The 22,518-nt window shown below is 74.6% G+C and carries 17 protein-coding genes; 13 read left to right on the forward strand and 4 right to left on the reverse strand.

The window, feature by feature from the left end; translation table 11 throughout:
* Positions 1 to 107: 107 nt before the first annotated feature.
* From hisI to ACTMS9_RS09190, 3 genes are read left to right on the forward strand one after another with little or no spacing between them, the layout of a single operon-like run.
* The gene (gene hisI, locus ACTMS9_RS09180) at positions 108 to 518 is read left to right on the forward strand and encodes a phosphoribosyl-AMP cyclohydrolase (RefSeq protein ID WP_441145899.1); all 411 of its coding nucleotides are present in this window, start codon (positions 108 to 110) and stop codon (positions 516 to 518) included.
* Positions 519 to 576: 58 nt separating this feature from the next.
* Positions 577 to 2,130 (forward strand): anthranilate synthase component I, encoded by a 1,554-nt coding sequence (locus ACTMS9_RS09185; RefSeq protein WP_441164661.1) that lies wholly within the window; start codon positions 577 to 579, stop codon positions 2,128 to 2,130.
* Positions 2,127 to 2,726 carry a Trp biosynthesis-associated membrane protein gene (locus ACTMS9_RS09190; RefSeq protein WP_441164662.1) on the forward strand — a complete coding sequence of 200 codons (600 nt, stop codon included), beginning with the start codon at positions 2,127 to 2,129 and terminating at the stop codon, positions 2,724 to 2,726. The genes ACTMS9_RS09185 and ACTMS9_RS09190 overlap by 4 nt, the downstream gene beginning before the upstream one ends.
* On the opposite strand, the gene ACTMS9_RS09195 is transcribed toward ACTMS9_RS09190, so the two are convergent.
* On the reverse strand, positions 2,719 to 2,997 hold the full coding sequence (locus ACTMS9_RS09195; RefSeq protein WP_441164663.1) for a hypothetical protein: 279 nt from the start codon (positions 2,995 to 2,997) through the stop codon (positions 2,719 to 2,721). The two genes, ACTMS9_RS09190 and ACTMS9_RS09195, sit on opposite strands and share 8 nt — an antisense overlap.
* Before the next feature lie 487 nt (positions 2,998 to 3,484).
* On the opposite strand from ACTMS9_RS09195, the gene trpC reads away from it, so the two are divergent.
* The 3 genes from trpC to trpA all read left to right on the forward strand — a co-directional run bounded on the left by trpC (position 3,485) and on the right by trpA (position 6,449).
* Positions 3,485 to 4,288 carry an indole-3-glycerol phosphate synthase TrpC gene (trpC, locus tag ACTMS9_RS09200; protein WP_238451801.1) on the forward strand — a complete coding sequence of 268 codons (804 nt, stop codon included), beginning with the start codon at positions 3,485 to 3,487 and terminating at the stop codon, positions 4,286 to 4,288.
* A 120-nt stretch (positions 4,289 to 4,408) separates the two neighbouring features.
* Positions 4,409 to 5,641 carry a tryptophan synthase subunit beta gene (gene trpB / locus ACTMS9_RS09205; RefSeq protein WP_441145134.1) on the forward strand — a complete coding sequence of 411 codons (1,233 nt, stop codon included), beginning with the start codon at positions 4,409 to 4,411 and terminating at the stop codon, positions 5,639 to 5,641.
* Positions 5,642 to 5,645: 4 nt separating this feature from the next.
* Positions 5,646 to 6,449: a tryptophan synthase subunit alpha gene (gene trpA, locus ACTMS9_RS09210; RefSeq protein ID WP_154943786.1), complete on the forward strand. Its 804-nt coding sequence runs from the start codon at positions 5,646 to 5,648 to the stop codon at positions 6,447 to 6,449.
* 263 nt (positions 6,450 to 6,712) lie between these two features.
* On the opposite strand, the gene ACTMS9_RS09215 is transcribed toward trpA, so the two are convergent.
* On the reverse strand, positions 6,713 to 7,249 hold the full coding sequence (locus tag ACTMS9_RS09215; protein ID WP_441145132.1) for an NUDIX hydrolase: 537 nt from the start codon (positions 7,247 to 7,249) through the stop codon (positions 6,713 to 6,715).
* A gap of 103 nt (positions 7,250 to 7,352) precedes the next feature.
* Between ACTMS9_RS09215 and lgt the strand changes: the two genes are divergently transcribed.
* Both lgt and ACTMS9_RS09225 read left to right on the forward strand, forming a co-directional pair.
* Entirely contained in the window at positions 7,353 to 8,543 is a 1,191-nt protein-coding gene (lgt, locus tag ACTMS9_RS09220; protein WP_441145130.1) for a prolipoprotein diacylglyceryl transferase, read from the forward strand.
* An 11-nt stretch (positions 8,544 to 8,554) separates the two neighbouring features.
* On the forward strand, positions 8,555 to 9,745 hold the full coding sequence (locus tag ACTMS9_RS09225; protein WP_441145128.1) for an FAD-dependent oxidoreductase: 1,191 nt from the start codon (positions 8,555 to 8,557) through the stop codon (positions 9,743 to 9,745).
* Positions 9,746 to 9,862: 117 nt separating this feature from the next.
* Here the strand turns inward: ACTMS9_RS09225 and ACTMS9_RS09230 are convergent, their stop codons facing one another.
* The gene (locus ACTMS9_RS09230) at positions 9,863 to 10,705 is read right to left on the reverse strand and encodes a GNAT family N-acetyltransferase (RefSeq protein WP_441145126.1); all 843 of its coding nucleotides are present in this window, start codon (positions 10,703 to 10,705) and stop codon (positions 9,863 to 9,865) included.
* Between the two features lie 146 nt (positions 10,706 to 10,851).
* Here ACTMS9_RS09230 and gltB point away from each other — a divergent pair, with 146 nt between their 5' ends.
* The 4 genes from gltB to ACTMS9_RS09250 all read left to right on the forward strand — a co-directional run bounded on the left by gltB (position 10,852) and on the right by ACTMS9_RS09250 (position 19,646).
* Positions 10,852 to 15,507: a glutamate synthase large subunit gene (gene gltB / locus ACTMS9_RS09235; protein ID WP_441145124.1), complete on the forward strand. Its 4,656-nt coding sequence runs from the start codon at positions 10,852 to 10,854 to the stop codon at positions 15,505 to 15,507.
* Complete coding sequence (locus ACTMS9_RS09240) at positions 15,500 to 17,008, forward strand: glutamate synthase subunit beta (protein ID WP_441164664.1); 1,509 nt, start codon at positions 15,500 to 15,502, stop codon at positions 17,006 to 17,008. The genes gltB and ACTMS9_RS09240 overlap by 8 nt, the downstream gene beginning before the upstream one ends.
* Positions 17,009 to 17,262: 254 nt before the next feature.
* The gene (locus ACTMS9_RS09245) at positions 17,263 to 18,813 is read left to right on the forward strand and encodes an MFS transporter (RefSeq protein WP_441164665.1); all 1,551 of its coding nucleotides are present in this window, start codon (positions 17,263 to 17,265) and stop codon (positions 18,811 to 18,813) included.
* A gap of 320 nt (positions 18,814 to 19,133) precedes the next feature.
* Positions 19,134 to 19,646: a hypothetical protein gene (locus tag ACTMS9_RS09250; RefSeq protein WP_441164666.1), complete on the forward strand. Its 513-nt coding sequence runs from the start codon at positions 19,134 to 19,136 to the stop codon at positions 19,644 to 19,646.
* Positions 19,647 to 19,922: 276 nt separating this feature from the next.
* Here ACTMS9_RS09250 and ACTMS9_RS09255 read toward each other — a convergent pair whose 3' ends face one another.
* On the reverse strand, positions 19,923 to 21,464 hold the full coding sequence (locus ACTMS9_RS09255) for a M1 family metallopeptidase (RefSeq protein ID WP_441164667.1): 1,542 nt from the start codon (positions 21,462 to 21,464) through the stop codon (positions 19,923 to 19,925).
* A 198-nt stretch (positions 21,465 to 21,662) separates the two neighbouring features.
* Between ACTMS9_RS09255 and ACTMS9_RS09260 the strand changes: the two genes are divergently transcribed.
* Positions 21,663 to 22,460, forward strand: coding sequence for an SGNH/GDSL hydrolase family protein (locus ACTMS9_RS09260; RefSeq protein ID WP_441145114.1), 798 nt, complete (start codon positions 21,663 to 21,665; stop codon positions 22,458 to 22,460).
* Positions 22,461 to 22,518 lie beyond the last annotated feature (58 nt).

Consider the following 22,518-nt stretch of genomic DNA (forward strand, 5'->3'; position numbering starts at 1 on the left):
TCGCCGACGGGCGGCTCGACCGCTACGTCGCCCAGCTCGCCCGGCCCGCCCGCCGGGGCGGGTACGCCCCGCAGGTCCCCGCACCGCGTGCGGGACAATGGGTCACTGTGCCCGTGACTGACTCTTCCCCGAGCGACGCCGACGCTGGCGCGGTGCGCCCGTCGCGTCTCGATCCGGCCGTCGCCGCCCGGCTGCGCCGCACCCCCGACGGCCTGGTCGCCGCGGTGGTGCGCCAGCACGACACCGGCGAGGTGCTGATGGTCGCCTGGATGGACGACGAGGCGTTGCACCGCACGCTGACCACCGGCCGGGCCACCTACTGGTCGCGCAGCCGGCAGGAGTACTGGGTCAAGGGAGCCACCTCCGGGCACCACCAGTACGTCCGCTCGGTCGCGCTGGACTGCGACGGTGACGCGCTGCTGGTCAACGTCGACCAGGTGGGGGCGGCCTGTCACACCGGGCACCGCACCTGCTTCTTCACCGAGCTGCCGGTCAGCGGCGCGGGGACCCAGCGGTGAGCGCGGACAGCGGGGCGCGGCCGGACCGCGCCGGCGCGGACGAGAGGCAGGCCCGGCGATGACCGACGGCACCCTGAGCCCCGACCTGGGCAGCTTCACCCAGCTGGCCGCCCGCTGGCGGGTGGTGCCGGTGACCCGGCGGCTGCTGGCCGACGCGGAGACCCCGGTCGGGGTCTACCGCAAGCTCGCCGGCGGCCCGGGCACCTTCCTGCTGGAGTCCGCCGAGCAGGGCGTCGGCTCGGCCGGGATGTCCTGGTCGCGGTACTCGTTCATCGGCGTGCGCAGCGGCGCGACCCTGGTCGAGCGGGACGGCGTCGCGGTCTGGACCGGCCAGCCCCCCGCCGGCGTGCCGTCCTCCGGCGACCCGGTCGAGGTGCTGCGCGAGACCGTCGAGGCCCTGGCCGGCCCGGTCTGGGACCCGGCCAGCGACATGCCGCCGCTGACCGGCGGCATGGTCGGCTACCTGGGCTACGACCTGATCCGGCGCTTCGAGCGGCTGCCCGAGCTGACCGAGGACGACCTCGGGGTGCCGGAGCTGGGCATGATGCTCGCGACCGACCTGGTGGTGCTCGACCACTACGACGGCTCGGCGATCCTGGTCGCCAACGCGGTGCTGCCGCCGCTGGACGCGCCGGATCGGGAGCCGCTGGTCGCGGCGGCGTACCACCACGCGGTGGGGCGGCTCGACGCGATGACCACCGCGCTGTCCCGACCGATTCCGCCCATGATCTCCACCGTGGGCCGACCGCCGGCCGGCGAGGTGGTCAGCCGTACCCCGGAGGGCGGCTACCCGAAGGCGGTCGAGGCGGCCAAGGAGGCGATCCGCGCCGGCGAGTGCTTCCAGATCGTGCTCGCCCAGCGCTTCGAGCGGGACACCCGCGCCGACCCGCTGGACGTCTACCGGGTGCTGCGCACCACCAACCCCAGCCCGTACATGTACCTGCTGCGCTTCGACGGCTTCGACATCGTCGGCTCGTCGCCGGAGGCGCACCTGAAGGTCAACGCCGGTCCGGACGGCCAGCGGCGGGCGCTGCTGCACCCGATCGCCGGCACCCGGCCGCGCGGCGCCACCGCGGACGCCGACACCCGGCTCGCCGCCGAGCTGCTCGCCGACCCCAAGGAGCGGGCCGAGCACGTGATGCTGGTCGACCTGGGCCGCAACGACCTGGGCCGGGTGTGCCGTCCGGGCACGGTGGAGGTGCCGGAGTTCGCCACCATCGAGCGGTACAGCCACGTGATGCACATCGTCTCGACCGTGGTCGGCACGCTGCGCGACGACCGGACGGCCTTCGACGCGCTCGCCGCGACCTTCCCGGCCGGCACCCTCTCCGGTGCCCCGAAGGTGCGCGCCATGGAGATCATCGAGGAGCTGGAGCCGGTCCGGCGCGGCATCTACGGCGGCACCGTGGGCTACTTCGGCTTCGGCGGCGACCTGGACATGGCCATCGCCATCCGCACCGCGCTGATCCGCGACGGGCGGGCGTACGTGCAGGCCGGGGCCGGGGTGGTGGCCGATTCCGATCCCGCCGGCGAGGACCAGGAGACCCGGAACAAGGCCGCCGCGGTGCTCGCCGCCATTGCCGCCGCCGAAACCCTCCGGCCGGCCCGATGAGTGGCCCGGTGAGCGGTCCGGACACGCCCGCCGAGGCGGGTACGCCGGCCGCGTCGGGCCGGCGCGAGTTGACGTACGCGGTGCTGCTCTGCCTGGCCGGGGCGGGCCTCGCCTTCTGGGCGGCGACCCGGACCTGGTCGGTGGAGGTGACCCCGCGCGGATCGCTGCCGTCGGCGCGGCCGGGCCGCACCGGCGCGGACCTGCTGCCGTGGCTGTCGGCGCTGGCGCTGGTCGGGCTGGCCGGGGGCGGTGCGGTGCTGGCCACCAGGGGCCGGGTCCGGCGCCTGCTGGGCGGGCTGCTGGCCCTGCTCGGCGCGGCGGTGGCGGCGGGCGGCGGGTACGGGCTGGTCGCCGCGTTCGACGGCGAGGTGAGCCGGCACTGGCCGGCGCTCTGCCTGCTCGGCGGGGTGCTGGCGGCGCTCGGCGGCGCGCTCACCGCGGCGCGCGGTCAGCGCTGGCCGGCGATGGGCGCCCGGTACGAGCGCAACGCCGGCGCCGGGGCGCCGGCGGGGGCGGACGGGCGCCCGGCCACCGAGCGGGGCACCCGCGAGGCGTGGGACGCGCTGGACCGGGGCGAGGATCCGACGGTCAGCTGACCGACTGGCGCTCGCGGACCTCGCGGCGGTCCCGGGCCGCGGCCCGGGCGGCGGCCAGCTCGGCCACCAGGCGGTCCAGCTCGGCCCGCTGGTCGGCGCGGGCCCGGTCGGCGCAGACCGCCTCCCAGGCGTTGCCGCGCGCGGTACGCACCCGACCCTCGCCGACCACGGCGCGTTCCAGGGTGTGCACCACGCCGACGGCCAACGAGGCGACGGTGCGGGAAAGGGTGGTCAGTCCGAGGGCGGTGGAGTTCGGCCCGGTCGTGCTCATGAGGTCACCCCAACAGGAGGAGTCCGACGTCTCGGCAGGCGCGTCATCGAGTCTGCCCGGTGGACACGCTGCCCGGCTCACGTTTCACCGTGGTGACGGGCGGATCAACTGTCCGTCGGAGCGAACGACCAGGGTAGGGCCGTTCTTCCTTGACCTTCGTCACAGCATCGACGGGCGTCGCCGTGATGCGGGGACCGGGCGGCCGTGCTCTCATGGTCCATGGGCCACGGTGGATGCTCGCGCGACGACCCGGAGCGGGGCGTAAGGGCCGGTCGATGGACATCGTGGCGCTGCGTGACATCGCGTTCACCAGAAGTCGGCCATCATGCCACAGCCCATTTCGTGAGGAGCGCCATACCCCCGGCACCCGTCGTCACCAGGCGCCCCCTAGCATCGGCCCATGACACCCGGAGAGGGGAGTCCGTTGGTGACTGCTGAGCATGGGCACGCGGAGGGGGACGAGGCCGGTTCGGCGGCGTCCGGAAGCGTGCTCGACGAGATCCTGGCCGGCGTCCGGGAGGACGTGGCGCGGCGGCAGGAGCAGGTTCCGCTGGAGCGGATCCGCGAGCTCGCCGCCGCCGCCCCGCCGCCGCTGGACGCGTACGCGGCCCTGCGCCGGCCCGGGGTGGCCGTGATCGCCGAGGTCAAGCGTTCCTCGCCGTCCAAGGGCCGGCTGGCCGAGATCGCCGACCCGGCCGACCTGGCCGGGCAGTACGCCTCCGGCGGCGCGCGGGCGATCAGCGTGCTGACCGAGGGGCGCTGGTTCGGCGGTTCGCTGGACGACCTGGCCGCCGTCCGGGCCGCCGTCCGGGTCCCGGTGCTGCGCAAGGACTTCGTGGTCTCCAGCTACCAGGTGCACGAGGCGCGCGCGCACGGCGCCGACCTGGTGCTGCTGATCGTCGCCGCCCTCGAACAGAACGTGCTGATGGGTCTGCTGGAGCGGATCGAGTCGCTCGGCATGACCGCCCTGGTCGAGGTGCACGACGAGGAGGAGGCCGACCGCGCCCTGGAGGCCGGCGCGCAGGTGATCGGGGTCAACGCCCGCGACCTGCGTACCCTGGAGGTCGACCGGTCGGTCTTCGAGCGGATCGCGCCCGGCCTGCCCAGCAGCGTCGTCAAGATCGCGGAATCCGGCGTGCGTGGCCCGCACGACCTCATCCGGTACGCCTCGGCCGGCGCCGACGCCGTGCTGGTGGGCGAGGGCCTGGTCACCCAGAAGAGCCCCCGCGAGGCGGTCGCCGAGCTGGTCAACGCCGGCAACCACCCGGCCACGCCCCGCCCGGTGCGCTGAGCCCGCGCCCGGGAGACGTCAGCAGCGAGAGGACACCGCCTTGAGCGAGCGCAGCGAGCGAATCATCCGGCGCGGTGCGCCAGTGCCTCATGGCGTCGCCGACCGTAGGGAGGTGACGGCATGAGCGCCAACGCCTCGGCCCCGGCCGGTCAGCTTCCCGACGCCGCCGGTCACTTCGGCCGCTTCGGCGGCCGGTTCGTGCCGGAGGCGCTGGTCGCGGCGCTGGACGAGCTGGACGCCGCGTACCGCAAGGCGATGACCGACGAGGCGTTCCTCGCCGAGTTCCACGCCCTGCTGCGCGACTACGCCGGCACCCCGTCGCTGCTGTACTCCGCCGAGCGGTTCTCCGCCAAGGTGGGCGCCCGGGTGCTGCTCAAGCGGGAGGACCTCAACCACACCGGGGCGCACAAGGTGCGCAACGTGCTGGGTCAGGCGCTGCTCACCAGGCGGATGGGCAAGAAGCGGGTGATCGCCGAGACCGGCGCCGGCCAGCACGGCGTGGCCACCGCCACCGCCGCCGCCCTGTTCGACCTCGAGTGCGTGGTCTACATGGGTGAGGTCGACACCCAGCGGCAGGCGCTCAACGTGGCCCGGATGCGGATGCTCGGCGCCACCGTCGTCCCGGTCACCACCGGCTCGCGCACCCTCAAGGACGCGATGAACGAGGCCATGCGGGACTGGGTGGCCAACGTCGACGACACCCACTACCTGATCGGCACCGCCGCCGGCCCGCACCCGTTCCCGGAGATGGTCCGGGACTTCGTCAGGGGCATCGGCGAGGAGGCCCGCCAGCAGTGCCTCGACCTGACCGGCGCGCTGCCGGACGCGGTCGCCGCCTGCGTCGGCGGCGGCTCCAACGCGCTGGGCATCTTCCACGCCTTCGTCGGCGACACCGACGTGCGGCTGTACGGCTTCGAGGCCGGCGGCGACGGGGTGGAGACCGGCCGGCACGCGGCCAGCATCACCGGCGGCAGCTCGGGCGTGCTGCACGGCACCCGCACGTACGTGCTCCAGGACGCCGACGGCCAGACCATCGAGTCGCACTCGATCTCCGCCGGGCTGGACTACCCGGGCGTCGGGCCGGAGCACGCCTGGCTGCACGACAGCGGCCGGGCCACGTACGAGCCGGTGACCGACGCGGAGGCGATGGCCGCGTTCGAGCTGCTCTGCCGTACCGAGGGGATCATCCCGGCGATCGAGAGCTCGCACGCGCTGGCCGGCGCGCTGCGGATCGCTCCCCGACTCACCGCCGAACTCGGCCGGGAGCCGGTCATCGTGGTCAACCTGTCCGGTCGGGGTGACAAGGACGTGCACACCGCCGGCGAGTACTTCGGCATCCTCGACAAGGAGTGACAGCGTGAGTCGGATCGGGGTGGCCTTCGACAAGGCCCGCGCCGACGGGCGGGCCCTGCTGGTCGGCTGCATGCCGGCCGGCTTCCCGACCGTCGAGGGCAGCATCGCCGCGATGACCGCCATGGTCGAGGCGGGCGTCGACGTCATCGAGGTGGAGATCCCCTACTCCGACCCGGTGATGGACGGGCCGGTGATCCAGAAGGCCAGTGACATCGCCCTGGCCGGCGGGGTCCGCACCGCGGACACCCTGCGGATCGTCGAGGCGGTCGCCGCCACCGGCGCCCCGGTGGTCACCATGACCTACTGGAACCCGATCGAGCAGTACGGCGTCGACGCGTTCGCCCGCGACCTCGCCGCCGCCGGCGGCACCGGCCTGATCACCCCGGACCTGATCCCCGACGAGGCCGGCGAGTGGCTGGCCGCCTCGGACGCCCACGGCCTGGACCGCACGTTCCTGGTCTCGCCGTCGTCCACCGACGCCCGGCTGAAGATGACCGTCGAGCACTGCCGGGGCTTCGTCTACGCCACCGCGATCATGGGGGTCACCGGCGCCCGGGCGCAGACCTCGGAGGCCGCGCCGGTCCTGGTCTCCCGGCTCCGCGAGGTCACCGACCTGCCGGTCGGCGTCGGCCTCGGCGTGGGCACCGGCGCCCAGGCCGCCACGGTCGCCGGCTACGCCGACGGCGTGATCGTGGGCAGCGCCCTGGTCCGCTGCGTGCTCGACGCCCCGGACCCGGCCGCCGGGCTGACCGCCCTGCGCACGCTCAGCGCCGAACTCGCCGAGGGCGTCCGCCACCCCGTCCGCTGACCCGCACCGCCCCCGTCGCCGCCGCCTGTCCCGGCGCCCCGGCTTCCTGTCCCGGCGCCCCGGCGGCCCGTCCCGGCGGCCCGTCCCGGCGCCCCGGCCGCCCGTGCCCGTGGCGGTGTTCCCTGACCGTGCCCGCGCCCTCGCGACCGGGCCGGTGTTCGGCGACGGCCGGCATGATCGACACCGTTTGCGGCGTGTCGCGGTATCCCGAAGCCGGGACACCGCGACACGCCGCAAACGGGGAGGCGTCCTCGGGCGCCCGGTCAGGGAGTGGGCCGGACGGCCGACCCGGTGCGCGGCGCGGGCGGCACGGAATCGCCCGCCCGGGACTGCGGACCCACCGGGGTCGTCGTGGCCGGGTCGGGGCGCAGGTCGCGCAGCACCCCTGAGCACCCGGCCCGGGCGTCGGCGACGGCGGCCCGGGTGACCGGGGTGACCTCCGCGGGCAGCCGCTCCGGCAGGTGCCAGGAGAGCGTGCAGCCGGCCGGCGGCGTCTCGGCCGCGTCCCGGCCGGTACGCGCCCGGAACACGTGCACCAGGACGTCGGGCTGCGGGTCCGGCGTCGACGGCCCGCCGCAGGGCGAGCCGCTGAGGTGGTAGAGGCCGACCAGATCGACGATATCGACCGCGAACCCGGTCTCCCGCCGGACCTCGCCCGCCACCGCTGCGGTCGGGCACCCCGGCCGGTGCAGCCGCCCACCGGGCAACGCCCACCGCCCGCCCCGGTCGCGCCGGCACAGCAGCACCCGACCGGCCTCGTCGGTCAGGACCGCGGCGACCGCCCAGGTGAGCGTGCTCATGGACAAAGAGCGTACGGGCCGGCAAACCGGAAGTCAGCCGGCGCGCGAACCTCGCCGGACCGGGGTGCCGCGGATGCGGTCGGCAACGGTAGCCTTTGCAGCCGTGACCCTCGCCTCGTTGAGCCCCCAGGCGGCCCTGCCGAGCCCGACCACCGCGGTCTGGCAGCTCGGGCCGGTGCCGATCCGGGCCTACGCGCTCTGCATCATCCTCGGCATCGTGCTGGCCTGCTGGGTCACCGAGCGCCGGCTGCGCCAGCGCGGCGTGGCCCCGGGCGCGGTGCTCGACATCGCGGTCTGGGCGGTCCCGGCCGGCATCGTCGGCGCTCGGATCTACCACGTGATCACCTCGCCGGAGAAGTACTTCGGCGCCGGCGGGGACTGGCTCAAGGTGTTCTACATCCACGAGGGTGGGCTGGGCATCTGGGGCGCGGTCGCCGGTGGCGCGGTCGGCGCCTGGATCGCCGCCCGGCAGCTCGGCATCCCGTTCGCGGTGGTGGCCGACGCGCTCGCCCCCGGCCTGCCGCTGGCCCAGGCGGTCGGCCGGTTCGGCAACTGGTTCAACAACGAGCTCTACGGCGGCCGCACCACGCTGCCCTGGGGGCTGGAGATCCACAAGATGGACCCGGCCGACCCGGGTCAGGCGCAGCGCGACCCCGCCGGCCAGCCGGTGCTGCAGCCCGGGCTCTACCACCCGACGTTCCTCTACGAGGCGCTGTGGAACGTCGGCGTCGCCGCCCTGGTGTTCGCCCTCGACCGCCGGTTCAAGCTGGGCAGGGGTCGGGCCTTCGCGCTCTACGTGATGGGCTACACCGTCGGTCGGTTCTGGATCGAGCTGATGCGCACCGACGAGGCGAACCAGATCCTCGGCGTGCGCCTCAACGTCTGGACCGCCGCCCTGGTCTTCCTCGGCGCGCTGATCTACTTCCTCCGGGTCCGCGGCCCCCGCGAGTACCTGATCCCGGTGGGCGTGCCGACCACTGAAGTGCCGCCGGCCGGTGGGGACATCTCCCAGGTCGACCTCTCCCGCACCGAGAACGGGCCCCGGGCGGTCGCCCCGGAGGGCTACCGGACGGTCAGCGAGGAGCAGTTCCAGGCGTACCGGGAGACCGGCGAGGTCCCCGACGAACCCGCCGCCGAGGAGACCACGGCGACCGACGACGAAACCCCGACCGACGCCGACGACGAGGCCGCGCACGCCGACGACGAGGCGCCGCCCGTGGGCGACGAGGACGTCCCGGAGCGGGACGACCGGGCGGGCGCCGCCGGCGCCCGGCCCGCCGACCGGGACAGCTGAGCGGGGCGGGGATGCGCACCGCGGTGGTGGTCGGCGCCGGGCTCGGCGGGCTGGCGGTGGCCGGCACGCTGGCCCGCTCCGGCTGGCAGGTCACCCTGCTGGAACGGGCGGACCGGGTCCGTCCGGAAGCCACGGCCGTGGTGCTCTGGCCCAACGGGGTACGCGCGCTGCACGCGCTCGGCCTCGGCGCGGGCCTGGACGCGATCGCCACCCCGCTGCCCGACGCCGGGGTGCGCCGGCCGGACGGGCACTGGCTGGTGCAGCCGCGCCCGACGCCGGCCGACCGGATGCCGGTGGTGGTGCACCGGGAGGACCTGCACGACGCGCTGATCGCCGGGCTCGGCGACCGGGTGGAGCTGCGCACCGGCGTGGCCGTGGACACCGTCCGGGTCCGCCCCGGACAGCGGCCCGCGGTGGGCACCGCCGGGCACCTGTTCGAGGCCGACCTGGTGGTGGCGGCCGACGGCACCGACAGCGCGGTACGCCGCCAGCTCGCCCCCTCCTCGGCGGTGATCAGCTCCGGCTGCGCGGCCTGGCGCGCGGTGATCCCCTGGTACCGGGCGCCCCGGCTGCCGGCCGACCAGCCGCTCGGCGGGGAGGTGCTGGGGGCGGGCTACCGCTTCGTAGCCGCCTCGCTGGGCGAGCGCGGCTCCTCCGGCGCCTCCCGCCGGGGCGGCATCTACTGGGTCGCCACCGCCGCCGGAGCGCCCCGGCCCGAGCCGCCGGAGACCCAGCTCGCCCTGCTCAAGCGCTGGTACGCCGGCTGGCCCGCGCCGATCGGCGAGCTGCTCGACGCCACCGAACCGGCCGACCTGGTGCAGCAGGAGGTCCGCGAGCTGCGCCCGCTGCCCCGGACGTACGGCTTTCCGGCCGGCCCCGGTGGCGTGGTGCTGCTCGGCGACGCGGCGCACGCGATGCCGCCACACCTGGGGCAGGGCGCCTGCCTCGCCTTCGAGGACGCGGCCACCCTCTCCTCGCTGCTGCGCGAATCCCGACTGCCCGACGCCGTGCAGGCGTACGACCGGTTGCGCCGCCCGCGCGCGGCGACGGTGGTCCGGCAGACCCGCCGGATGTCGGCGGTCCTGCAGGCCCGGGGCCGGCTGGCCCTGCGCGCCCGCGACGCCGCCCTCGGCACGATAAGCCCCCGCCTACTCTCCAGCGCCGCCTCGTCCGCCGCCCAGTGGCGCCCCCCAACCCCCTGACCCACCGCGCCCCCTCACCGCCCCCTGACGATTGCACTCACCACTTGACGCCGCCCGGCGTGTCGCGCCCGCCAACCTGATGATCAACGTAGGCGGCCGGAGGCCGGGGGTCGGGAGTCAGATGAGGGCGGTGGGTTCGGCGATGCAGGCGGTGCCGACGCGGCGGAAGCCGACCCGGAGATAGACCCGGGCGATCTCCTCGCTGCCGGCGGAGAGGAAGACCAGGTCGGTGCCGGCGGCCAGCAGTTCGTCGGCGAGGGTGGCGGTGACCGCCGCGCCGAGGCCCCGGCGGCGGGCGGCCGGCAGGGTGGCCACCCCGGCGATCTCGGCCACGTCGTCGACCCGCATCGCCATCCCGCTGGCCAGCGCCCCCTCCTCGGACGTGCCGGCCAGCACCGACAGCCGGCGGCCGTCGGCGAGCCGGGTCCGCTCCTCGTCCAGCGCCGCCACGTCCAGTTCGGTGATCGCCGCGTCCCGCTCCGCCGGGCCCGCGTCGCCGCGGGCCGTGCCGGCGGCGGCGAAACCGACCGCGGCGACCGCGCGGCGGGCGGCCACGTCGGCGGCGAAGCCGGGTGCGTCCGGGTCCAGCACCCGCACCGGTACGTCGGTGAGCGTCGCCGGGTCGGGCAGGGCGGCCGGGTCGAGCACCATCAGCGGCGCCTCCAGCACGCTCAGCCCCGCCGCCCGGGCCACCGCCAGCAGGTCGGGCGTGGTCTCGTGCACCCATTCCAGGGCCTCGGGCAGGCCCAGCTCGCGCTGCCGCTCGCGGACGGCGGTCACGTCGGCCAGCGACGGGGGTGCGGTGGCGTCGAGGCGGGGTCGGGCGTAGAACGGCCAGCCGACCCCTTCCCGCACGAAGAGGACTAGCGCGCCGTGCTCCTCGCCGCGTGCGACGTCGCGGGGCACCGCGTCGTAGAAGCGTTCCAGCCGGGCGAGGATTTCGCTGCGCAGGGGATCCACCGCGCGAGACTACCTGTCCCAGAGTCTGGAAGGTGTGATCAATCTGCACTGGCCTTGCGCGGGTCTCCCTAACGTAGACTCAATAAACCGCCAAGGGCCGACGTCGTCCCGACCATGATCCAACCTGAGTGACGACAGGAGGCCCGGTGGCCTTTCCGTACCCTCACAGCCCGCAGTCGGCCCCGCCCCCGGCCGGTCTCTACGACCCCGCCAACGAGCACGACGCGTGCGGCGTGGCCTTCGTCGCGGACCTGCACGGCCGGCGCTCCCACGCGGTGGTGGCGGGCGGCCTCGGCGCGCTCTGTCGCCTGGACCATCGGGGCGCCCGGGGCGCGGAACACAACACCGGTGACGGCGCCGGGATCATGATCCAGGTCCCGGACGCCTTCCTGCGCGCGGTGGTCGACTTCCCGCTGCCGCCGGTCGGCCAGTACGCCACCGGCCTGGTCTTCCTCCCCGACGACGACGCGGCGGAGGCCCGCGCCCGGCAGGTGGTGGAGAAGTACGCCCTGGTGGAGGGGGCCGACCTGCTCGGCTGGCGGGACGTGCCGGTCGACCCGAGCGGGCTGGGCGAGACGGCGCTCGCGGCGATGCCCCGGATCCGTCAGCTCTTCCTGGCCGCGCACCGGCTCACCGACACCCCGGCCGGTCCGGCCGGCTCGCCGCTGACCGGCCTCGACCTGGACCGGGTGGCGTTCTGCGTGCGCAAGCAGGCCGAGCGGGAGAGCGCCGAGCGGGGCGTGCCGGCGTACTTCCCGTCGCTGTCCTCCCGGACCATGACCTGGAAGGGCATGCTCACCCCGGACCAGCTGCCGGCGTACTTCCCGGACCTGACCGACGAGCGGGTGGAAAGCGCGATCGCGCTGGTGCACTCCCGGTTCTCCACCAACACCTTCCCGTCCTGGCCGCTGGCCCACCCGTACCGGTTCATCGCGCACAACGGTGAGATCAACACCATCCGCGGCAACCGGAACTGGATGCAGGCCCGGGAGGCGCTGCTGCGCAGCCCCGAGATCCCCGGCAACATCCGGCGGATCTTCCCGGTCTGCACCCCGGGCGCCTCCGACTCGGCGAACTTCGACGAGGTCCTCGAACTGCTGCACCTGGCCGGGCGGAGCCTGCCGCACGCGGTGCTGATGATGATCCCGGAGGCCTGGGAGAACGACCCGGGCATGCGGGCGGACAAGCGGGCCTTCTACCGGTTCCACGCCAGCCTGATGGAGCCCTGGGACGGGCCCGCCTCGGTCGCCTTCACCGACGGCGAGATCGTCGGCGCGGTGCTGGACCGCAACGGGCTGCGCCCGGGCCGCTGGTGGCGGACCTCCGACGGACTCGTCGTGCTCGGCAGCGAGGCGGGCGTGCTCGACCTCGACCCGGCCACCGTGGTCGCCAAGGGGCGGCTCCAGCCGGGCCGGATGTTCCTGGTCGACACCGTCAACGGGCGGATCGTGCAGGACGACGAGATCAAGGCCGAGCTGGCCGCCGCCCGGCCGTACGCCGAGTGGCTGCACGCCGGGCTGATCGACCTGACCGACCTGCCGCCGCGCGAGCACATCGTCTACACCCACGACTCGGTACGCCGCCGCCAGCAGACCTTCGGCTACACCGAGGAGGAGCTGAAGATCCTGCTCGCGCCGATGGCCCGGCTCGGCGCGGAGCCGCTCGGCTCGATGGGCACCGACACCCCGATCTCCCCGCTGTCGACCCGGCCGCGGCTGCTCTACGACTACTTCCACCAGCTCTTCGCCCAGGTCACCAACCCGCCGCTGGACGCCATCCGCGAGGAGCTGGTGACCAGCCTGTCGTCGACCATCGGCCCGGAGGGCAACCTGCTCGACCCGGGCCCGGCGAGCTGCCGGCAGATCGTGCTGCCGTACCCGGTGATCGACAACGACGAGCTGGCCAAGATCCTTTCCATCGACGAGGACGGCGACCTGCCCGGCTTCAAGGCCGTCCGGGTCTCCGGGCTCTACCGGGTCCGTGACGGCGGCGCCGGCATCAAGGCCCGGCTGACCGAGATCTGCCGGCACGTCTCGGAGGCGATCGAGGACGGCGTGCGGATCCTCGTCCTCTCCGACCGGGACTCCAACGCCGACCTGGCGCCGATCCCGTCGCTGCTGCTCACCGCGGCGGTGCACCAGCACCTGGTCCGCGAGCAGACCCGTACCCAGGTGGCGCTGATCGTCGAGTCCGGCGACTGCCGCGAGGTGCACCACGCGGCCGTGCTGATCGGGTACGGCGCGGCGGCGGTCAACCCGTACCTGGCCTTCGAGTCGGTCGAGGACATGATCTCCACCGGCGCGCTGGTCGGCGTGGACCCCGGCAAGGCGATCCGCAACTACGTCAAGGCGCTCGGCAAGGGCGTCCTGAAGATCATGTCGAAGATGGGCATCTCGACGGTGTCGTCGTACTGCGGTGCGCAGGTCTTCGAGGCGGTCGGGCTGCACACCCGGCTGGTGGAGCGCTACTTCCGCGGCACCCCCAGCACCATCAGCGGCATCGGGCTGGACGAGATCCACGCCGAGGTGGCCGCCCGGCACGCGCTGGCCTGGCCGGCGGCGGGCGCGGAGACCTCCGACCGGTTGGAGGTCGGCGGCGAGTACCAGTGGCGCCGCGAGGGTGAGCTGCACCTGTTCAACCCGGAGACGGTCTTCCTGCTCCAGCACGCCACCCGCAGCCGCCAGTACGACGTGTTCCGGCAGTACACCGCCAAGGTCGACGAGCTGGCCGCGCGGGCCGGCTCGCTGCGCGGGCTGTTCACCCTGCGTACCGGGGTGCGCCCGGCAGTGCCGATCGACGAGGTCGAGCCGGCCACCGAGATCGTCAAGCGGTTCGCCACCGGCGCCATGTCGTACGGGTCGATCTCGGCGGAGGCGCACGAGACCCTGGCCATCGCGATGAACCGGCTCGGTGGCAAGTCCAACACCGGCGAGGGCGGCGAGGACGTCGAGCGGCTGTACGACCCGGCCCGCCGCTCCGCGGTCAAGCAGATCGCCAGCGGTCGCTTCGGCGTGACCAGCGAATACCTGGTCAACGCCGACGACCTCCAGATCAAGATGGCGCAGGGCGCCAAGCCCGGCGAGGGCGGGCAGCTGCCCGGCAACAAGGTCTGGCCGTGGATCGCCCGTACCCGGCACGCCACCCCGGGCGTCGGCCTGATCTCCCCGCCGCCGCACCACGACATCTACTCGATCGAGGACCTCGCCCAGCTGGTGCACGACCTGAAGTGCGTCAACCCGGCCGCCCGGGTGCACGTCAAGCTGGTCAGCGAGGTCGGCGTGGGCACCGTCGCGGCCGGCGTCGCCAAGCTCAAGGCCGACGTCATCCTGATCTCCGGGCACGACGGCGGCACCGGCGCGTCCCCGCTGAACTCCCTCAAGCACGCCGGCACCCCATGGGAGCTGGGCCTGGCCGAGGCGCAGCAGACGCTGCTGCTCAACAAGCTCCGCGACCGGGTCACCGTGCAGGTCGACGGCCAGCTCAAGACCGGCCGGGACGTGCTGGTCGCGGCGCTGCTCGGCGCCGAGGAGTTCGGCTTCGCCACCGCCCCGCTGATCGTCGAGGGCTGCGTGATGATGCGGGTCTGCCACCTGGACACCTGTCCGGTCGGCATCGCCACCCAGAACCCGGTGCTGCGCGAGCGGTTCACCGGCAAGCCGGAGTTCGTGGAGAACTTCTTCCTCTTCCTCGCCGAGGAGGTCCGCGGCTACCTCGCCGAGCTGGGCTTCCGCAGCATCGACGAGGCGATCGGGCACGCCGAGCTGCTCGACGTCGCCCCGGCGGTGCAGCACTGGAAGGCGCACGGGCTGGACCTCGGGCGCGTACTGCACGTGCCGGAGCTGCCGGCGGACGCCGCCCGGCGCGGCGTGCGGGCCCAGGATCACGGCCTGGAACTGGCCCTGGACAACGAGCTGATCGCCCTGGCGCAGCCGGCGCTGCGCGACGGCAGCCCGGTCCGGGTCGAGGTGGCGGTGCGCAACGAGCACCGCAGCGTCGGCGCGATGCTCGGCGGCGAGGTCACCCGCCGCTTCGGCGGCGCCGGCCTGCCCGACGACACGATCGAGTTCGTGCTGCGCGGCACCGCCGGCCAGTCCTTCGGCGCGTTCCTGCCGCGCGGGGTGACCCTGCGGCTGCACGGCGACGCCAACGACTACGTCGGCAAGGGGCTCTCCGGTGGCCGGATCGTCGTCCGCCCGGACGCCGCCGCGCCGTTCGCCGACCCGGAGGCCGCCGCCGGGGCGCGGGCCGAGGACCAGATCATCGCCGGCAACACCATCCTGTACGGAGCCACCGGCGGCGAGCTGTTCCTGCGCGGCCGGGTGGGGGAGCGCTTCGCGGTGCGCAACTCGGGCGCGGTGGCCGTCGTCGAGGGCGTCGGCGACCACGGGTGCGAGTACATGACCGGCGGCACCGTGGTGGTGCTCGGCGAGACCGGCCGCAACTTCGCCGCCGGCATGTCCGGCGGCACCGCGTACGTGCACCGGCTGGACACCGACCGGGTCAACGCCGAGCTGGTCGACCTGGTGTCGCTGCGCGACGCCGAGCGCGACCTGCTGCACGAGCTGGTGCAGCGGCACGTCGCGGAGACCGACTCGGTCCTCGGCGCGGAGCTGCTCAAGCGCTGGCCGGAGGCGGTGGAGGAGTTCACCGCGGTGGTCCCCCGGGACTACCGCCGGGTGATGGAGATCATGCGGGCCGCCGAAGCCGCCGGCCGTGACGTCGACGACGCGGTCATGTCTGCGCTGACCGCGCCGGTGCCGCCCGCCCCGCGGGTGGCGGCCCAGGAGGTGGCTCGTGCCTGACCCGAACGGTTTCCTGCGCTACGACCGGCGGCTGCCGGCGCGCCGCCCGGTGCCGGTGCGGATCAGCGACTGGCGCGAGGTCTACCCGCCGGCCGGCGAGGAGCTGATCCGCGAGCAGGCCACCCGGTGCATGGACTGCGGCATCCCGTTCTGCCACGACGGCTGCCCGCTGGGCAACCGCATCCCGGACTGGAACGACCTGGTCCGCACCGGCAACTGGGACGCCGCGGTGGAGTCGCTGCACGCCACCAACAACTTCCCGGAGTTCACCGGCCGGCTCTGCCCGGCGCCCTGCGAGGCCGCCTGCGTGCTCGGCATCGGCGGCGGGCAGCCGGTCACCATCAAGCAGGTCGAGGTGGAGATCGCCGACGCGGCGGTGGCCCGGGGCGGGCTGCGGCCCCGCCCGGTGCCGGCGCCGACCGGCCGGTCGGTCGCCGTGGTCGGCTCCGGCCCCGCCGGCCTCGCCGCCGCGCAGCAGCTCGCCCGCGCCGGTCACGCGGTGACCGTGTACGAGCGCGACGACGCGATCGGTGGCCTGCTCCGGTACGGCATCCCCGACTTCAAGCTGGAGAAGCAGCACATCGACCGGCGGCTGGCCCAGCTCGCCGCCGAGGGCGTCCAGTTCCGCACCGGGGTGGACGTCGGCGTGGACGTCACCGCCGAGCAGTTGCGCGCCGAGCACGACGCGGTGCTGCTGGCCTGCGGCGCGCTCCAGGGCCGGGACACCCCGGAGACCCCCGGGCGGCAGCTGCGCGGCGTACACCAGGCGATGGCGCACCTGGTCGCCGCCAACCGCGTGGTGGCGGCGGCCGGCGACGGGCGACCGGCCCTCGCCGTGCTGTCCGACGGCACCCCGATCGACGCCGCCGGCAAGCACGTCGTGATCATCGGCGGTGGGGACACCGCCGCGGACTGCCTCGGGGTGGCCCACCGGCAGGGCGCCGCCGGGGTGCACCAGCTCGACCTCTACCCGGAGCCCCCGCAGACCCGGGACGCCGCCCGCGACCCGTGGCCGACCTGGCCGTGGGTGCTGCGCAGCTACCCGGCGCACGAGGAGGGCGGCGAGCGCGTCTTCGCCGTCGCGGTGCAGGAGTTCGTCGACGACGGCACCGGCCAGGTCAAGGGCGTACGGATCGCCGAGGTCAGCGTCGAGAAGCGGGACGGCCGGCGGATCGTCACCCCGCTGCCCGGCTCCGAGCGCGAACTCCCGGCCGACCTGGTACTGCTCGCCATCGGCTTCGAGGGCACCGAGCAGCAGCCGCTGCTGGAGCAGTTCGGGGTGCGCCGCAACGCCCGGGGCGCGGTCGACGCCCGACCCGACTGGCAGACCGACGCCGACGGCGTCTTCGTCGCCGGTGACATGCACCGGGGCGCCTCGCTGATCGTCTGGGCCATCGCCGAGGGGCGGGCCGCCGCCGCGGCGATCCACGCGTACCTGGGTGGGGTCGGCGAGCTGGCGGCCCCGGTGGACCCGGCGCGGCAGCCGCTCGCCGCCCGCTGACGACCCCGGCGGCGACCCCGCCGCACCGACGCCCCGGTCCGGACGCGCCCGTCCCGACCGGGGCGTCCGTCGTCGCCGTCCGGTCCGTCCCGGGTCCTGCCGGGCTGGCGGGGCCTGCCCCACGCCGGCGCCGTCGACCCGGTGAGTCCGCTCACGAAAGCCGCAAATCGGTTTAGCGCGCGGCAGACTTGGCCGCTGCCGATCCCGCCCTGGGTTCGGCTTCGTCATGTCGTCGTCTGGACGGGGAGGCCCTCGTGGCCCTCGGAAGCACGTTCGCCGCACTGCGTCACCGCAACTACCGGATCTGGGCCGGTGCCGGCTTCGTATCGGTGATCGGGACCTGGATGCAGGTGCTCGGCGTCAACTGGTACGTGCTCGAGGAGACCCGCTCGGCGACCTCGATGGGCCTGGCCGTCCTGCTCCAGGCCCTGCCGACGCTGCTGCTCAGCGTCTGGGGCGGGGCGCTGGCCGACCGGCTGCGGGCGAAGCCGGTGCTGATCGCCGCCCAGGCGGTACACGCTCTGCTCGCCGCGGGACTGGCGGTGGTCGCCGTGACCGGCGTCGGCGGCCTCCCGGCGATCTACGCGATCGCGCTGGTGACCGGGGCGGTGTCGGCGATCGAAGGGCCGGTGTCGGGCCGCTGGTCCTCGACGCTGGTCGACCGGGAGGACCTCGGCAACGCCCTCGCGCTCGGCTCGCTGACCAACTCCGCCGGCCGCATTCTCGGCATGAGCGCCGGCGCCGTCGTGGTCGCCGCCGTCGGCCCCGCACTGCTCTTCGCCGTCAACGCGGCCAGCTTCGTCGCGGTGGTCGGCGCCCTGTTCGCCGTACGCGAGGGGGAGCGGCACACCGGCGAGCCGGCGGCGGCCGAGGCGGTGCCGGCGGACGGCGGCATCCGGGCCGGCTTCCGCTACCTGCTGCGCCAGCCGGTGGTGCTGGTCGCGTTGGCGCTGTCGTTCGTGCTGGGCAGCCTGGGCCGCAACTACCAGGTGACCATGGCGGCGATGAGTGACGGCCCGCTGGCCGCCGGGGCGTCGGGCTACGGCGTGCTCTCCACCGTCTTCGCGGTCGGCACGGTGCTGGGCGCGCTGGTGGCGGCCCGGCGCCGCGAGCTGGGCTACGGGGTGCTGATCTGCGCCGGCCTGCTGGCCAGCGTGCTGCAGATCGCCGCCGGGCTGGCTCCCGGCACGGTCAGCTTCGCCGCGGTGATCCTCCCGGTGGCCGCGGCGGCGGTGGTCATCGACACCACGGTCGGCGCCCGCGCCCAGCTCGACACCGACTACGCCATGCGCGGTCGGGTGCTGGCCGCCCTGGCGGTGACCGGCTCGGTCTCCGCGGCGGTCGGCGCGCCCCTGCTCGGTTGGCTCTCCGAGCACGCCGGCCCCCGGCAGACCCTGGTGCTGGCCGGCGCGGTGGCGGCCGTCGCCACGGCCGCCGCGGGCGTCGCCCTCGACGGGTTGCGCGACCACCGGCTGCGCCGCCGGGTCACCCTGGTGCTGGCCGCGCCCGTGGTGCGCCGCCCGGCCCGCCGGGTCGCCGCCATCGCCACCCGCGTCGTCCGGCCCGCGACCCGGCCCGTGGCGACCGCCCGCCCGGCCACGACGCCCCGCCCGGCGGGGAGCCCGCCGCCCGGCTGGTACCCGGCGGCGGTGCGCCGGCCGGGGGCGGGGCGGCTGCCGTCCAGCCGACTGGTCCGGGCCGCAGCCGACTGCGCCGGCGGGGCGCCGGCCCGGTCCCGCCCGCGCCCCCGGTTGGCCGGCGGCGCGGCCCTGATCGAGGCGCCCCCGGGCGACTGCCTGCCCTGAGGCGGCTCGACGCCGGGGCAGGGCGCGGGCGGAAGGACTGTCGGTGTCGCCTGCACACCTGCCTCGGGCGAGCCCGCCGACCCGGCTGCGCCCTGGACCTCACCCGGTGCGACCCCGAGCGGTGTCCGGACGCTACGGACCTGATGTCGTAGACGATTCACAGTGGCGATGCGGATTCCTCCGGTGGCCGCGTGGCCGTTCCTGGTGGAGTCACCGGGCGTGGCCGGGACCGGCTACCGGTGAGCCAGGTCATGAGGTTCGCCGGTGGATCAGGCGTCCACGGGACCGAGCGGCGCGAAGATCATCGTTACGCTCCGGCCATGGATACCGAGGAGCGGCTGCGGCGGATCCGCCGGTGGCTGTGGATCGTGCTGGTGGGTCTCTTCCTCAGTGGAGCGACGGCGTTCCCGCTGGAGATCGAGGTGCGCTGGCTGCTGCGCGCGCTCGACCCGCTCGCCGACGACCTGCCGGCGCTGGTCGGCTGGATCGAGCGGGTGCACACCGGGCTGGTGGAGACCGGCGACCGCTACCCGTTCATGCTCTACGGCACCGACTGGCTCGCCTTCGCCCACCTGGTGCTGGCGGTGGCCTTCTGGGGACCGCTACGGGATCCGGTGCGCAACGTCTGGGTGGTACAGCTCGGCATGATCGCCTGCGCCGGGATCGTGCCGCTGGCGCTGATCTGCGGGCCGATCCGGGACATCCCGTGGTTCTGGACGCTGGTCGACCTCTCCTTCGCGGTCGGCGCCTTCCCGCCGCTCTGGTTCGCCTACCGGCACATCCGGGCGATCGAGGCCGCCGGCGCGCCGCCGGTGTCGGCGCCGGCGGCCTGACGCCCCTCCAGGCGCCGTGAGTCGGCTACGTCATCAGGTCGGTAGCGTCCCGTTGACGGTGTGCGCCCAAGGCAGCCCTCGCGTCGAGCGGCCTCTGCACCTGCCGGCCTCCGCGCCCATCGGCCCTGCCCCGAGCGGCTTCCGCGCCGAGCGGTGCCGCGCGCCCGGGTGTTCGCGCAACCTGCGCCCGCCCGGCGAGGCGTCGCCGCCGAAACGGCGCACCGGCCGGGTACCCGGCCCCCCGGAAGGGGAGCGGGCACCCGGCCGGGCCGGGGGTCAGCGTTGCAGGAGCTGGTGCGCCTCGCGGATCTTCGTCCACGACTTCGGCTGCGCCGGGGCGGCCGCCGCCGTCGCGCGGGCGGCCGTGGTCAGTTCCGGACGGCCGGCGGTGAACAGCCAGGTGGTGAAGAGTTCGTCCAGGTCCAGTCCGGAGATCCGCTCCGCGAGGGCCTGGAAATGCGCCACCGTGCCGTTGCCGTACCGGTGCTCGGCGGTCCAGGCCGGCAGGATCTCGAAGAACGCCTCGTCGCCGACGGCCAGCCGGAGCTGGTGCAGCGCCATCGCGCCCCGGTCGTAGACCGCGTCGTCGAAGACCCGGTCGGCGCCCGGGTCACCCGGCCGCACCTGCCAGAACCCGGAGTCCGCCGGATAGGCGGCGTAGGTGAAGTCGAAGAGCTCCTGCGCGGTGCCCTCGCCCTGCTCCTCCGACCAGAGCCACTCGGCGTACGAGGCGAAGCCCTCGTTGAGCCAGATGTCCCGCCACTGCGCGACGGACACCGAGTCGCCGAACCACTGGTGGGCGTTCTCGTGCACCACCACGTAGGTGTTCGCGCCGCGGCGCCAGAAGCCCGGCCCGTACACCGGGCGGGTCTGCGTCTCCAGCGCGAAGCCGATGCCGTCGATCGGCCCGGCGACGCCGCCCTGGGCCTCGAACGGGTACGGCCCGAACAGCCCGCTCGCCCAGTCGACGATCTCGGCGGTCCGCTCGATGCTGGCCCGCGCGGCCGGCCCGCGCTCGCCCAGCGTGGCGCTGTACGCGTTGATCACCGGCTGCCCGTTCGGCGCGCTGTCGGTGACGATGTCGTACTGGCCGATCGCCAGGAACGCCAGGTAGGTGGCGGCCGGCTTGGTGCTGCGCCAGCCCCACCGCATCCGGTTGCCGGGCTCGGCCAGCGGCGGGCGGGGCTGCACGCCGTTGCTGATCACCTCGACCCCGGTGGGCACCGACACCGAGATGTCGAAGGTGGCCTTGTCCAGCGGGTGGTCGTTGGCCGGGAACCACCACCAGGCCGACTCGGGCTCGTTGACCGCCAGCGCGCCGTCGTCAGTCCGGGTCCAACCGGTGTAGCCACCGACCAGGGTCTCCGACGGCACGCCGGAGTACCTGACCACGATGGTCAGCAGTTGGCCCTTCACGATGGCGCGCGGCGCGGTGACCACCAGCTCGTGCGTGCCCTCGCGGGTGTGCGCGGCCGACCAGCCGTTGACCCGGACGGACTCCACGTCGAGCAGGAAGTCGAGGTTGAAGCGGGACAGGTCCTGGGTGGCCGTCGCCAGGATGGTGGTGGTGCCGGTGAGCCGGTCGGTGGCCGGCTCGTAGCGCAGGCGGACGTCGTAGTGGCTGACGTCGTACCCGCCGTTGCCGTAGTCGGGGAAGTAGCTGTCGCCCAGGCCCGGGCTGCCGGGCGCCGGTGCGGCGGCGACCGGGACCGGCCGGCCCCAACCCGGTAGGGCGGCCTGGCCGGGGGTGCCGGTCACCAGGGTGCCGGCGGTGGTGACGGTCAGGGCGGCGATGGCCGCCGTGAAAACACGTCGCACGAGGTGGACTCCCTCCGTCGGGGTGTTCGCAGGACGAACCTAATCGACGTTTGTGAACGTGTCCGCCCCGCCCGACGAGATCAGCTGTTCACTTGATCTAAATGTTTCGATAGTATTACTCGCTAGTAACAAGACCCACACCCCTGGCCAGCGCGCGGTCACGAGGATCCCACCACCCCTGCTCCGTGGAGGTCCCTGATGCCCCACCGCGCCCTGGCCCGCGCCGTCACCGCGCTGGTCGCCCTGTTCGCCACCGTCCTCGGCGTCGTGCTCGTCCCCGGCACCGCCCAGGCGGCCACCGTCAACTACGTCGCCCTCGGCGACTCCTACTCCTCCGGGGTCGGCGCCGGCCCGTACGACCTCTCCACCTGCCTGCGCAGCGAGAAGTCGTACGCCCCGCTCTGGGCCGCCGCCAACGCGGTGACCAGCTTCCGGTTCCCGGCCTGCGGCGGCGCGGTCACCGCCGACGTGATCAACAGCCAGGTCAACTCGCTGAGCGCCAGCACCACGCTGGTCACCGTCACCATCGGCGGCAACGACGCCGGCTTCGCCGATGTCATCACCAGCTGCCGGTTCGGCAGCACCACCAGTTGCGTGAACGCGGTCAACGAGTCCAAGAGCTTCGCGACCTCGACACTGCCCGGCCGGCTCGACGCCACCTACGCCGCCATCCGCAGCCGGGCCCCCAACGCCCGGCTCGTCGTCCTCGGCTACCCGCGGCTGTTCGAGACCAACTACTGCGGTCTGCTGGCCATGAGCACGTACAAGCGCACCATCCTCAACGAGGCCGCCGACCTGCTCGCCACGGTCATCGCCGACCGGGCCCGCGCGGCCAGCGCCACCTTCGCCGATACCCGTCCCTTCTTCGCCGGTCACGGGGTCTGCGCCGCCGACCCGTGGATCCGGGACGTCTCCGGGGTCATCGAGGCCTACCACCCGAACGCCGCCGGCTACCGGTACGGCTACCTGCCGGCGCTGAACGCGGTGCTCGGCTGACCGACGCGCCCCGGCGGCCGGCGGTCCCGTACCCGGGCCGCCGGCCGCCGTTGCATCC

It is taken from the genome of Micromonospora sp. L31, assembly GCF_052068075.1.
In the GTDB taxonomy this organism is placed as follows: Bacteria; Actinomycetota; Actinomycetes; order Mycobacteriales; family Micromonosporaceae; genus Micromonospora; species Micromonospora purpureochromogenes.

Excerpts from the sequence above, each read along its gene's own strand:
- ACTMS9_RS09215 (WP_441145132.1), bottom strand. The coding sequence starts at position 7,249 with ATGAGCACGCTCACCTGGGCGGTCGCCGCGGTCCTGACCGACGAGGCC.
- ACTMS9_RS09225 (WP_441145128.1), top strand. The coding sequence starts at position 8,555 with ATGCGCACCGCGGTGGTGGTCGGCGCCGGGCTCGGCGGGCTGGCGGTG.
- ACTMS9_RS09250 (WP_441164666.1), top strand. The coding sequence starts at position 19,134 with ATGGATACCGAGGAGCGGCTGCGGCGGATCCGCCGGTGGCTGTGGATC.
- ACTMS9_RS09185 (WP_441164661.1), top strand. The coding sequence starts at position 577 with ATGACCGACGGCACCCTGAGCCCCGACCTGGGCAGCTTCACCCAGCTG.
- ACTMS9_RS09195 (WP_441164663.1), bottom strand. The coding sequence starts at position 2,997 with ATGAGCACGACCGGGCCGAACTCCACCGCCCTCGGACTGACCACCCTT.
- ACTMS9_RS09190 (WP_441164662.1), top strand. The coding sequence starts at position 2,127 with ATGAGTGGCCCGGTGAGCGGTCCGGACACGCCCGCCGAGGCGGGTACG.
- ACTMS9_RS09260 (WP_441145114.1), top strand. The coding sequence starts at position 21,663 with ATGCCCCACCGCGCCCTGGCCCGCGCCGTCACCGCGCTGGTCGCCCTG.
- trpB (WP_441145134.1), top strand. The coding sequence starts at position 4,409 with ATGAGCGCCAACGCCTCGGCCCCGGCCGGTCAGCTTCCCGACGCCGCC.